This is a genomic window from Rhizobium mesoamericanum STM3625, from assembly GCF_000312665.1.
GTDB classification, from domain to species: Bacteria; Pseudomonadota; Alphaproteobacteria; order Rhizobiales; family Rhizobiaceae; genus Rhizobium; species Rhizobium mesoamericanum.
Genome location: NZ_HF536772.1, coordinates 1,066,492 through 1,079,178, shown reverse-complemented (window position 1 = coordinate 1,079,178; position 12,687 = coordinate 1,066,492). Strand labels below are relative to the sequence as shown.

The following is a 12,687-nucleotide window of genomic DNA, read 5'->3' as shown; positions in this document are numbered from 1 at the left end:
GAAAAAGATTACTTTGAAGAAAGCCCGAGCACGTCGAGCATGGAATAGAGACCGGGCTTCTTGTCGCGGGCCCAGAGCGCTGCCTTGACGGCCCCGCGGCCGAAGATCGTGCGATCGGTGGCGCTATGCGACATCGTCACCGTTTCGCCTTCGCCGGCAAAGATCACCGAATGTTCGCCGACAATCGAACCGCCGCGCAGGGTCGCAAAGCCGATGGTGCCCTGCTTTCGCGGGCCGGTGTGCCCGTCGCGCACGCGAACCGAATTCGAGGCGAGATCGATGTCCCTGCCCCTAGCAGCCGCGTCGCCGAGCAGCAGGGCGGTGCCCGAGGGGGCGTCGACCTTGCGCTTATGGTGCATCTCCAGAACTTCGATATCCCAATCCGCAGGATCAAGCGCACGGGCCGCCTGCTCGACGAGGACGCTAAGCAGATTAACGCCGAGACCCATATTGCCCGACTTGACGATGCGGGCATGGCGGGCGGCGGCCGCGATCGTCGCCTCATCCTCCACCGAACAGCCTGTCGTGCCGATGATGTGGACGATGCGGGCCTGGGCGGCGAGTGCGGCAAATTCGTTGGTCGTGGCCGGTGTGGTGAAATCCAAAACGCCATCGGCATGCAGGAAGGCTGCGAGCGGATCGTCGCCGATGATGATGCCGTTTGGACCAAGCCCTGCGATCTCGCCGGCGTCCTTGCCGACAAAGGGCGACCCTGGACGGGCCACGGCGGCATGCAGGGTCACCCCCTCGATCCCGTGGACCAACCGGATGAGCGCCTGCCCCATGCGACCTGCTGCACCTACCACTACCAGCTTCATCGCAGCATCGCTCATGTCAGTCGATCGTCCTATTCGTCAGCGGGCATCGGAGGCGGCCGGCCTCTGCAGATTGTTGAGGCGAGCGTAAAGACCGTCGCTACGCTGCGCAAGGCTATCGTGATTGCCTTCTTCGATGACCCGGCCCTGTTGCATGACCACGATCTTGTCGGCGCGCACGACGGTGGACAGGCGGTGGGCGATCACGACCACGGTCCGACCAACCATCGCCTCATCAAGCGCCTTCTGAACAGCCGCTTCCGACTCGGTGTCGAGCGCCGAGGTCGCTTCGTCGAGGAGCAGGATCGGCGCATTGCGCACTAGAGCGCGGGCGATCGAAAGGCGTTGGCGCTGACCGCCTGAAAGCGTTACGCCATTCTCGCCAACCGGCGTGTCGTAGCCTTGCGGCTGCGCCAGGATGAAGTCGTGCGCATAGGCGAGACGCGCGGCGCGTTCGACTTCGGCGTCTGTCGCCTCCTGGCGGCCATAACGAATGTTGTCGCGGATCGTCCCTTCGAAAAGATATGGCTGCTGGGAAACATAGGCCAACTGCTCGCGCAGCGACTGTTTCGTCACATGCGCAATGTCCTGGCCATCAATCAGGATCTGCCCTGCCTTCGGATCGTAGAAGCGCGGAATGAGCGTGATGATCGTCGATTTGCCGGCACCCGAGGGCCCGACTAACGCCGTTGTCTTGCCGCCGTCCGCGACCAGGCTGACATCGCGCAGGACTTCATCGTCACCATAAGCGAAGCAGACGTTACGGAACTCTATCTTGGCTTCCGTGACGACGAGCGGCTTGGCACCGGGCACGTCGCGCTGATGCGGCACGGTATCCAAAAATTCATAGATCATGCGTGCATTGACGACGGCACGCTCCATTTGCACCTGAAGGCGCGCAAGGCGGCGGGCCGGATCATAGGCCAGAAGCAGGGCCGTTACGAACGAGAAGAAGCCGCCCGGCGGAATATTGTTATAGATCGTGCCATAAGCGGCATAGGCAAGAACGCTGGCCACCGCCAGACCGGCGAAGCTTTCGGTCAGCGGCGCAGTCCGCTCGGACAGGCGGGCTATACGATTTGCGCGCCGTTCCGCACTTTCGACGAGCCTGTCGACCTTCTGCCCCAGCTGGCGCTCCATCGTGAAGGCCTTGACGATAGCGATACCCTGGATGGTTTCCTGCATCGCTCCGGCGACGTGGCTGTTGACGTTGATTGCATCCTTGGTTGCCACACGAAGCCGCTTTGACACGTATCGCAATGCGTAAAGAAGAGGCGGCGCCAGAACGAAAACCGCCAGGCTGAGCAGCGGATCCTGAATGATCATCACGGCGAGCAGAGAGATGAACGTCAGGAGATCGCGCACTGTCGACGTGATCGTCAGGTTCATAACATCGCGGATGCCGCTGATATTCTGGTTGAGCTGCGCGACGACGTGAGCCGAGCGCGTCTGGTTGAAGTAGCCGAGCGACAGCTTCATGAGGTGCGCATAGGCACGCTGCTGGTATCGCGCCACAATATTGTTGCCGATTTTAGAAAGAACCACCGCTTGGCCGTAGCTCGCAAAACCGCGCAACACGAAGGCAACCAAGATTGTGAAGCAGATCACCCATACGGTGTCCGCGCGCCGGTGTTCGAACGCCTCGTTGATCACCGACTTCATGATCCAGGCGGTATATGCGGTCGACAAGGCAACCATGACGAGGCAGCTGATGGCAAAAGCATAGCCCCACAGATGATCACGGCCGTTTTCCGCAATGATGCGCTTCAAGATGCCGGTGATGCTGTCGCTGGTTACAGGCGGCTTCTGCTGGGTGTCCGGTGCTTGCAAAAATCAGTCTTCCTGTGTGTCAGAACACGCTTGTCCTCATGACCGCGTGCGCTCGCGCGGCTCTATAAAGAGTTGGCGCGCTTTTGACCAGAGCCGTTAGGCCCGCCAGCGGCGACCGTCCGTCGAGACGCCGAAGCTCTCGGGTTTGCGGGCATAAGACGAGAGCCCTGCAAGAGCCGCAAGCGGGTGCGTGACGACGTAAGTCGGGATCGTCGCAAGCAACGCCGAATGCGGCGCCTTGTCCTCGAACGCAGCCCGGAATTCCGGTTTCTTGAGCGCGGGCAAGATCTTCTGGGAGATCCCGCCGGAGAGGAAAACGCCGCCGCGCGCCATGAAGATCATGGCCATGTCGCCCGCAACGCGGCCGAGATAGGTCGAGAACAGGCTGATCGTCTCGACGGCAATCTTGTCCGAAGCGGCAAGCGCGTGTGAAGTGATGTCTGCCGGGTCGGAATGGATTGGCGCGATGCCATCGGCTGCACAGATCGCCCGGTAAAGGTTGACGATGCCCCGGCCACACAGAATCTGCTCTGCCGAAACCCTGCCCTCGATCGTCTCCACATGCGGGAATATTTGTAGGTCTCGTGCGGTCCGCGGCCCGAGATCAACGTGACCACCCTCACCCGGCACGGGAATCCAGGAGCCTCTGGCGCGAACGAGTCCGCCGACGCCAAGACCGGTGCCCGGACCGAGGACGACACGGGATGCGACCATCTCGCCCGATGCATTGCCAAGGCGCTCGCGGTTTTCGTCGGAGAGGTTGGCAACTGCCAATGCCTGCGCCTCAAAGTCGTTGACGACGAGCACGTCCTCGATGCCGAGACCATCGATCATCGTGCGCGGGCGAACGACCCAGTCGCAGTTCGTCAGCGGTATTTCGTCCCGGCTGATCGGACCGGCGACAGCAAGGATTGCCGAGCGCGGTCGCAAGCTGCTCTTTTCGAGAATGCTGCTGCGAATCGCATCGTCGATCGTCTCGAAATCGGCGGTGCGGACATTCGGAAAATGGACCTGCTCTGCCGCAGCGTCCGGGATGATCGCAAAACGGGCATTCGTGCCGCCGATGTCGCCGATCAGGATCGGGAAGGGCATAGCGGTGTCGCTGGTATCGAGCTGGGGCATGGCAGGTTCCGTACGTGCGCGCAATTCAATCGCCGGTTACGCGTGAAGGGTGGCAATAAGCTTGTCGGCGGTCGCTTCGTTCAGCGCCATTGGGATATCGTAGACGATTGCAAGCCGCATCAAAGCCTTGACATCGACATCATGGGGCATCGGTGTCAGAGGATCGACAAAAAAGATCAGCGCATCGACTTCGCCGGTGGCAATCAGTGCACCGATCTGTTGGTCGCCGCCGAGCGGGCCGCTTTTCAATCGCATCACATCAAGGTCCGGAGCGGCCTCAAGAACCCGGCCGCCGGTCGTGCCCGTGGCGACGATCTTCCATTTCGAAAATGTTTCACGGTTGCGGCGTGCGAACTCCGCCATGTCGTCCTTCTTCTGGTCATGCGCAATCAATGCAAGGCACTTGCTGCCGGCCATGAAAAGGACCTCCGTTTGAAATTCAATCGATTTGACCGCTTCTATACGAAGCGCCCGTCTTTTGAAAGACCACCGCCAACACTGGAAATGCGTCACTCAATGGACGGCTTATCATCCGGCACCGGTCCGATGACAGGTAGTCCTTCATCAGACGCCGCAGCAGGCACTGCCGCGGTCGGCGCAACCGCCGGCGCATCGGCGGCACCACCGAACGTTGCCGCTTGGATGGAGTCGACCGACGGTGCTGCGAGAACCGCCGAACAGGCATTCGGGAGATCGGAGACCATCACCTCGCGTGGCTTGACCGGCTTCGTGCCGGGCTTTGGTGGCTTCGGCGGCGCCCATGGTTCCTTCGTGAACCACCATGCCAGCGATTTGCCGCATCCATCGTCGGCGGGGACTGGCGCTTGCGGCTTGCAGGCGGTTGTGCCGGGCGGGCACTTGATGCGGATGTGGAAGTGCGAATCGTGTCCGTAGATCGGGCGAAGCTTGCCGAGATTGGTGCGATCCCCCGTCCAGGTATCGCACATCTTCTTCTTGATGGCAGGATTGACGAAGATCCGTTCCACCTGGGGATAGCTCGCCGCACGCATTAACAGCCTGGCACGCGATTCGGTCCAGACACTGGGATTGATGGTAAGAAACGCATTCTTCTGCAGCATCGTGGTGAAGGGCAGCGTTTCGCGTTCCTCGATGCTCAGCGGATGGGCGGGCATTGGCGTCAGCCAAATGTCGGCATCAAGTCCGATCTGGTGCGACGCATGGCCGTTGAACATCGGCCCGCCGCGCGGCTGGGAGATATCGCCGACCAGCAGGCCCGGCCACCCGTCATATCTTGCCGCGTCACGGGACAGCCGCTCCAAGAGCGAGATCATGGCGGGATTTCCCCAGCGGCGGTTGCGCGAAATCCGCATCACTTGCCAGGTCGGACCGTCAGTCGGCAGTGCCACGGCGCCGGACATGCAGCCTTTCGCATAGAAGCCATAAGGCTGAGCTACACCTTGGCTTGGCAGCGAGACGGAGCCGAAAATGGCCTTGGCGCTCCCGGGACTCGGCGGCTTCTCTTCGGCGCCGGCGTCGCCGGCGACGAGACTTGCGCCGAGCATGCCGGCAAATGCCAATTTCAAAAATGTCTGAAAAGTCCTGGTGGTATGGAGAGCCATGCCATGTCCTGAGCGTCTGCGGCCAAGTGATTTGCAATCGAATCTATCGTGAAAAGCAATTTTGGTGAATCGATGTTTTCACCAATACCGGGCCGGGCAGCGTGTGAGGCTCAGGCGTTCGCGAGAACGTTGGCGGTTTTGCGCACCCGGGCAAGGCGCGGAAAAATACGCTCGCAGGCAAAGGCTTGCATCTCGGTTGAGAATGTCGTCATCGCATCTTCGACGGCGATGACCGCATAGTTATGCGCGAAGGCATCGCGGATGGTGGCTTCGACACCAAAATTCGTGGCAATGCCGGTGAGAATAACGGTCTTGATGCCGCGGCGGCGCAGTTGAAGATCCATTTCAGTCCCGTAGAAGGCGCTCCATTGATGCTTGGCGATGCGTACGTCGGGCGTGAGGGCCGCGATCTCGGGGGGCTCGCGCAGGGCTTCGGCCGGCAGTCCACCCTGTGGGAAGGCGGCCGGGTCGTCGGTCGGCTGGTTGACAGCATCGGCATAGTCTGCGGAAAATCCGATAGTTACGAAAATCGTAGTGCCGCCGGCGGATTTCAGCGACTTTGCGATTGCGGCCGTATTTTCGATCACCTGCTGGGCGGAATGGGGTGCCACAGGCCTGGCAATGATGAAGCCCTGCAGATCGATGGAGATCAGGGCCGTGGTCTTGGGATCGTAGAGGGACATGAAAGACTCCGGAATAAACATGAGGTCATCCTCACAATTGGAAATATGAGGATGCCCTCACAAAAATCAAGCCCGGATCTGATCAATCGTTCGCCGAAGCAGAAGCGCGGGCGGGAACGCGTCGCCGTTCTCACCGAGGCCGCGGCCAAGGTGTTTCTCGAAAGAGGCTACGAAGCCGCGACGATGACTGAGATCGCCGCTGAGGCAAAATCCTCGATTGGCTCGCTCTACCAGTTCTTCCCAACCAAAATGCTTCTGGCGGAGGCGCTGCATCTCGAACGACTGAGGCAGCTCAACGCCGCCCTGGTGGATCTGCGGGGAAAGGTGGACGGCAAACGCGCGGCGGAGATCGGCGACGCGATATTCGCCCGACTTGGGGCTTTTCTAGAGGAACATCGCGAGTTTCCGGTTCTGGCGGCGCGGCGGGACATTCCCAAGGAACGCAAGGTACAATCACGGGCGGAACTGCGCGGCAATATCACAGCGCTGCTACGTAAGGCCGTGCCGTCGATTGGCGACGACGTGGACCTGCTGGCCGCGCTAGTGCTCGAACTCCTTCGGATCATCGTAACTGCAGCGCACGATTCGGACATCGGAGGCGACCCGCGCGTGGTGGCGGAACTACGGGGAATGCTGCACAAAAGGCTGGAGGAAGCGACGACCTGACCGGCGCATTGGTCGCGATCCTGCGAGCCAGACAAAAACTGGCGGCTCACCTGTTTTTCGCCTGCTTTTGGCCTATTGTCGGCAAAAGCAGAAAAACAATCGGGGTTGGCGAATGGCGCTTACGTGGTCGAAACTTGGTGTAGTCCTTTCTCTCTTCGGCACATTGGCGTTGTCGCTGCAGGCGGTTGCCCAGGAGCCAAATTTCCAGATCGGCAGTTCCGTCATCAGCGAGCTGAAATACAAGCCGGGTTTCAAGCATTTCAACTACGTCAATCCGGATGCGCCGAAAGGCGGTAATTTGCGGCTTACGGCTACCGGCACCTACGACACCTTCAATCCGCTGCTTGCAAAGGGGGAAGTGGCGGTCGGGCTGACGCTGCCTTTCGAAACACTGATGAAATCGGCCGACGACGAGCTACTCGCCTCCTACGGTCTTTTGGCCGAAGGCGTTTCTTCTCCCGACGACGTATCGAGCGCGACCTTCCGATTGCGTAAGGAAGCCAAGTGGGCCGACGGAAGCCAGGTGACGCCGGAGGACGTCGTCTTCAGCTTCGAAAAATCGAAGGAGCTCAATCCACTCCTGTCCAACTACTACAAGCATGTTCTAAAGGCCGAGAAGACCGGCGAACGCGACGTGACCTTTACTTTCGATGAGAAGAACAACAAGGAGCTTCCCAATATTCTCGGTCAGCTGACCATAGTACCGAAGCACTGGTGGGAGGGCACGGGGCCGGATGGCAAGCCGCGTGACATTTCCAAGACGACGCTCGAGCCTGTGATGGGGTCCGGCCCCTATAAGATCGCTGCCTTCGCGCCAGGTGCAACCATCCGCTACGAGTTGCGCGACGACTATTGGGGCAAGGACCTCAACGTGAACGTCGGCCAGAACAATTTCGGCTCCATCACCTACACTTATTTTGGTGACCGGGACGTCGAGTTCGAGGCATTCCGGGCCGGCAATAGCGACTACTGGCAGGAGACGCAGGCGGCACGCTGGGCGACCGGCTATGATTTCCCCGCCGTCAAGGACGGGCGCGTGAAGAAGGAGGACGTTCCCAACGCACTTCGCGCCACCGGCATCATGCAGGCTCTGGTGCCGAACACGCGCCGTGACATCTTCAAGGACGAAAAGGTTCGCGAGGCGCTGAACTTTGGCTTCGACTTTGAGGAACTGAACCGCACCGTAGCCTTCAACACCTACAAGCGCATCGACAGCTATTTCTGGAACACCGAGCTCGCCTCCTCGGGCCTGCCTGAGGGCCGTGAGCTGGAAATCCTGAAAGGATTGAAGGACAAGCTGTCGCCCGCGGTCTTCACCACCCGCTATACCAACCCGGTCGGCGGCGATCCGCAGAAGAGCCGCGATAACCTACGCAAGGCGATCGGGCTGTTCAAGGAAGCTGGCTGGGAGATCAAGGGCAACCGCATGGTCAACACCAAGACCGGCAGGCCGATGAGCTTCGAGATCCTGCTGTCCAGCCCGATGCTGGAACGCTGGGCGGTGCCCTATACCAATAATCTCAAGAAGATCGGCATCGATGCGCGCGTTCGGACCGTGGATGCCTCGCAATACACCAACCGCGTGCGCAGCTTTGACTATGACATGATCTGGAATGTGTGGGCCCAAACGATGAACCCCGGCAACGAGCAGGCCGACTATTGGGGCTCCGGATCGGCCAACCAGCAAGGCTCGCGCAATTATGCGGGCATCGCCGATCCGGCGATCGATGCGCTCATCCGCATGGTGATCTTTGCCCCCAACCGGGACGAGCAGGTGGCTGCGATCAAGGCGCTCGACCGCGTGCTCCTGGCAGGACACTATGTCGTTCCGCTATTTTATCGCGGCGCGCAATCAATCGCCTATTGGAACACGATCACCCGCCCGGCCGAATATCCGACCTATGGCACCGGCTTCCCAGATGCCTGGTGGTCATCGGCTGCGTCAAAATGAGTAGGCTTGCATTGGCCCGACGGCTGCGCTCCAAATGAACGATGCGAATCAGGACAAGGCATAGCGCTTGGCCACACCACTAGGAGACCGCACGGATTGAACGGCGATAGACTGGGTAGCGCTCGACGCAAGCTTTTCCGGAAGGGCCTTTACTGATGGGCGCCTATATCCTTCGCCGCCTGCTTTTGATGATTCCGACGATCATCGGCATCATGGCCATCTCCTTTACCGTCATCCAGTTCGCCCCCGGCGGTCCGGTCGAGCAGGTCATCGCACAGCTGACCGGCGATGCGCAGGGCGCCGATGCTCGCCTTTCCGGCGGCGGCGGCGATCTCCTCGGCGGCGGTGGCCTCGATGAAGGCAGCTCCAAATATCGCGGTGCCCAGGGGCTCGATCCTGAATTGATCGCCAAGCTCGAAAAGCAGTTCGGCTTCGACAAGCCGCCCCTGACGCGTTTCGGCGAGATGATGTGGAACTACATCCGCTTCGACTTTGGCGAAAGCTTCTTCCGCAATACCTCGGTGCTGAACCTGATCAAGGAGAAGCTGCCAGTCTCAGCTTCGCTCGGCGTCTGGATCATGATCTTCTCCTACGGCATCTCAATCCCGCTTGGCATCCGCAAGGCGGTCAAGGACGGCTCGACCTTCGACGTCTGGACCTCTGGCGTCATCATCATCGGCTATGCGGTTCCGAGCTTCCTGTTCGGTATCCTTCTGATCGTGCTCTTTGCCGGCGGATCCTTCTATGACTGGTTCCCGCTGCGCGGCCTCGTCTCAGACAATTTCGACCAACTCGCCTGGTGGCAGAAGCCGCTCGACTATTTCTGGCACCTGACACTGCCGTTGATCTCGCTCTCGCTTGCCGCCTTCGCGACGACGACGCTGCTCACCAAGAATTCCTTCATTGAAGAAATCAAGAAGCAATACGTGGTGACAGCCCGCGCGAAGGGCTTGAATGAACGGCAGGTGCTCTACGGACACATCTTCCGCAACGCCATGCTGATTATCATCGCCGGCTTCCCCGGCGCCTTCATTTCCGCCTTCTTCACCGGCTCGCTGCTGATAGAGAACATTTTCTCGCTCGATGGCCTGGGGCGGCTCGGCTATCTTTCAGTCGTCAACCGCGATTATCCGATCGTGTTTGCCACCCTTTACATCTTCTCGCTACTCGGCCTGTTCGTCAGCCTGATTTCCGACCTGATCTACACATGGATCGATCCGCGCATCGACTTCGAGCGGAGGGACGTCTGATGGACACCGCCGCCAACCCGAGCACCGCAACGCCGGTCAAGCCGCCGCGCAAGGGCCTGCTGTCGCCGACCAACATCCGCCGTTGGAAGAATTTCAGGGCCAACCGGCGGGGCTACTGGTCGCTCTGGCTGTTCCTTGCCCTCTTCGTGCTCAGCCTGTTTGCCGAATTCATCGCCAACGACCGGCCGATTATCGCCTCCTACAAAGGCGAGATCCTCTTCCCCGTCCTGGTCAATTATCCCGAAGAGAAGTTCGGCGGCTTCCTGGCGGAGACCGATTACCGCTCCGAGGTCATCTCGGAGGAGATCAACGCCAATGGCTGGATGATCTGGCCCCCGATTCGCTACTCCTATCGCTCGGTCAACTCGAATATCCCGCATTCGGCGCCGACCCCGCCCTTCTGGCTGATGAGCAAGGAAGAGCGCTGCTCTGGATATCCGCAAGGAGCGGCCGATCCCGGCTGCAACCTTGGCAACCTCAACTGGCTCGGTACGGACGATCAGGCGCGTGACGTGCTTGCCCGCGTCATTTACGGCTTTCGCATCTCGGTGCTGTTTGGTCTGGTGCTGACGATCTGCTCGGCAATTATCGGCGTCAGCGCCGGCGCGATACAGGGCTACTTCGGCGGTTGGACGGACCTGCTGCTGCAGCGCTTCATCGAGATCTGGTCATCGATGCCGGTGCTCTACATCCTGCTGATCATAGCAGCCATTTTGCCCCCCGGCTTCTTCGTGCTGCTCGGGATCATGCTCCTCTTCTCATGGGTCGGCTTCGTCGGCGTCGTTCGCGCGGAGTTCCTGCGGGCCCGCAACTTCGAATATGTACGGGCCGCCCGCGCGCTCGGGGTGAACAACCGGACGATCATGTGGCGCCACCTGCTGCCGAACGCAATGGTCGCGACGCTGACGTTCCTGCCGTTCATCCTGTCGGGCTCGATCACGACGTTGACCTCGCTCGACTTCCTCGGTTTCGGCATGCCGCCAGGCTCCCCCTCACTCGGCGAGATGATCGCGCAGGGCAAGGCCAATCTGCAGGCGCCGTGGCTCGGGCTGACCGCGTTCTTCACCATGTCGATCATGCTGTCGCTCTTGATTTTCATCGGGGAGGCGGTTCGTGATGCATTCGATCCCAGAAAGACGTTTCAATGAGTGACGCTGCCGAAACACTGCTGTCCGTTCGCGCTCTCTCCGTAGCATTCCACCAGGGCGGCGATACATCGCTGGCTGTCGATCGCATCTCCTTCGAAATCCGCAAGGGAGAGGTCGTGGCGCTGGTCGGCGAGTCCGGCTCGGGCAAATCGGTCTCCGCCAATTCGATCCTGCGTCTGCTCCCCTACCCTGCGGCCAGCCATCCCTCCGGCGAAATCCTGTTCAAGGGCAAGGACCTCCTGAAGGCATCTGACAAGGCGTTGCGCGACGTGCGCGGCAATGACATCACGATGATCTTTCAGGAGCCGATGACGTCGCTTAATCCGCTGCACACGATCGAGAAGCAAATCGCCGAGGTCCTCGAGCTGCATCAGGGCGTGACCGGGCAGGCTGCCCGCACGCGGATTCTCGAACTTCTCAATCAGGTCGGCATTCGCGAGCCGGAAAAGCGACTGAAAGCCTATCCACACGAGCTTTCCGGCGGCCAACGGCAACGCGTCATGATCGCCATGGCGCTCGCCAATCGGCCGGAGCTTCTGATCGCCGACGAGCCGACGACGGCGCTCGACGTGACCGTGCAGGCGCAGATCCTCGAACTGCTACGACAGCTGAAGGGCCAGCATGGCATGTCCATGTTGTTCATCACTCACGATCTCGGCATTGTCCGCAAGTTCGCCGATCGGGTCTGCGTGATGACGAAGGGGAAGATCGTCGAGACTGGTACCGTGGAAGAGGTCTTCCGCAATCCGAAGCACGACTATACCCGGCATCTTTTGGCCTCTGAGCCGCGCGGCGAGCCCCCGCGTACAGACTCCTCCAAGCCTATCGTGATGCAGGGATCGAACATCCGCGTCTGGTTTCCGATCAAGTCCGGGCTCATGCGCAAGGTCGTCGATCACGTCAAGGCTGTCGACGGCATCGATCTTCAGCTGCGCGCGGGGCAAACTCTGGGCGTCGTCGGCGAATCCGGTTCCGGCAAGACAACGCTTGGTCTCGCACTGACGCGCCTGATTTCGTCGCAGGGCCGTATCAGCTTCGTTGGCAAGGACATAGCCAGCTATACATTCACGGAAATGCGGCCTCTCCGCAATCAGCTGCAGGTCGTGTTTCAGGATCCCTACGGCTCGCTCAGCCCACGCATGTCCGTTGGCGACATCATCGCCGAGGGGCTCAAGGTGCATGAACGGTCGCTTTCCTACGAGCAACGTGATCAGCGGGTCTGCTGGGCGCTGGAGGAGGTCGGCCTCGATCCGCTGACCCGCTGGCGGTATCCGCACGAATTCTCCGGTGGGCAGCGCCAGCGTATCGCCATTGCCCGCGCCATGGTGCTGAAGCCGCGCTTTGTAATGCTGGATGAGCCGACCTCGGCGCTCGATATGAGTGTCCAGGCGCAGGTCGTCGACCTCCTGCGTGATCTGCAGAGGAAGCACGATCTCGCCTACCTCTTCATCAGCCACGATTTGAAGGTGGTAAAGGCATTGGCGAACGACGTCATCGTCATGCGCTTCGGCAAGGTCGTCGAACAAGGACCTTCCGCCAAGATCTTCAGTGCGCCCAAGGACGACTATACCAAGGCGCTAATGGCTGCCGCCTTCAACATCGAGGCGGTCCCGACACCCGCCGTCCAACAGTAAAGACTATC

The 12,687-nt window shown here is 60.3% G+C and carries 11 protein-coding genes; 5 read left to right on the top strand and 6 right to left on the bottom strand.

What is annotated here, in order from left to right; translation table 11 throughout:
* Positions 1 to 8: 8 nt before the first annotated feature.
* The 6 genes from dapB to BN77_RS05170 form a co-directional block, all read right to left on the bottom strand.
* The gene (gene dapB / locus BN77_RS05195) at positions 9 to 833 is read right to left on the bottom strand and encodes a 4-hydroxy-tetrahydrodipicolinate reductase (RefSeq protein ID WP_007529195.1); all 825 of its coding nucleotides are present in this window, start codon (positions 831 to 833) and stop codon (positions 9 to 11) included.
* 21 nt (positions 834 to 854) lie between these two features.
* Complete coding sequence (locus BN77_RS05190) at positions 855 to 2,645, bottom strand: ABC transporter ATP-binding protein (RefSeq protein WP_007529194.1); 1,791 nt, start codon at positions 2,643 to 2,645, stop codon at positions 855 to 857.
* A 96-nt stretch (positions 2,646 to 2,741) separates the two neighbouring features.
* Positions 2,742 to 3,767 (bottom strand): glucokinase, encoded by a 1,026-nt coding sequence (locus tag BN77_RS05185; RefSeq protein WP_007529193.1) that lies wholly within the window; start codon positions 3,765 to 3,767, stop codon positions 2,742 to 2,744.
* Positions 3,768 to 3,803: 36 nt separating this feature from the next.
* A complete protein-coding gene (locus BN77_RS05180; protein WP_007529192.1) occupies positions 3,804 to 4,184 on the bottom strand; it encodes a methylglyoxal synthase in 381 nt (126 codons plus the stop codon).
* 92 nt (positions 4,185 to 4,276) lie between these two features.
* Positions 4,277 to 5,347 (bottom strand): penicillin-insensitive murein endopeptidase, encoded by a 1,071-nt coding sequence (gene mepA / locus BN77_RS05175; RefSeq protein WP_007529190.1) that lies wholly within the window; start codon positions 5,345 to 5,347, stop codon positions 4,277 to 4,279.
* Between the two features lie 110 nt (positions 5,348 to 5,457).
* Positions 5,458 to 6,030 (bottom strand): isochorismatase family protein, encoded by a 573-nt coding sequence (locus BN77_RS05170; RefSeq protein WP_007529188.1) that lies wholly within the window; start codon positions 6,028 to 6,030, stop codon positions 5,458 to 5,460.
* 51 nt (positions 6,031 to 6,081) lie between these two features.
* Here BN77_RS05170 and BN77_RS05165 point away from each other — a divergent pair, with 51 nt between their 5' ends.
* The 5 genes from BN77_RS05165 to BN77_RS05145 all read left to right on the top strand — a co-directional run bounded on the left by BN77_RS05165 (position 6,082) and on the right by BN77_RS05145 (position 12,679).
* On the top strand, positions 6,082 to 6,696 hold the full coding sequence (locus BN77_RS05165; RefSeq protein WP_007529186.1) for a TetR/AcrR family transcriptional regulator: 615 nt from the start codon (positions 6,082 to 6,084) through the stop codon (positions 6,694 to 6,696).
* A 112-nt stretch (positions 6,697 to 6,808) separates the two neighbouring features.
* The gene (locus BN77_RS05160) at positions 6,809 to 8,647 is read left to right on the top strand and encodes an extracellular solute-binding protein (protein WP_007529184.1); all 1,839 of its coding nucleotides are present in this window, start codon (positions 6,809 to 6,811) and stop codon (positions 8,645 to 8,647) included.
* Between the two features lie 155 nt (positions 8,648 to 8,802).
* Positions 8,803 to 9,897 (top strand): microcin C ABC transporter permease YejB, encoded by a 1,095-nt coding sequence (locus tag BN77_RS05155; RefSeq protein WP_007529182.1) that lies wholly within the window; start codon positions 8,803 to 8,805, stop codon positions 9,895 to 9,897.
* Entirely contained in the window at positions 9,897 to 11,045 is a 1,149-nt protein-coding gene (locus BN77_RS05150) for an ABC transporter permease (protein WP_007529179.1), read from the top strand. Before BN77_RS05155 ends, BN77_RS05150 begins: the two co-directional genes overlap by 1 nt.
* Positions 11,042 to 12,679: an ABC transporter ATP-binding protein gene (locus tag BN77_RS05145; RefSeq protein WP_007529177.1), complete on the top strand. Its 1,638-nt coding sequence runs from the start codon at positions 11,042 to 11,044 to the stop codon at positions 12,677 to 12,679. The genes BN77_RS05150 and BN77_RS05145 overlap by 4 nt, the downstream gene beginning before the upstream one ends.
* Positions 12,680 to 12,687 lie beyond the last annotated feature (8 nt).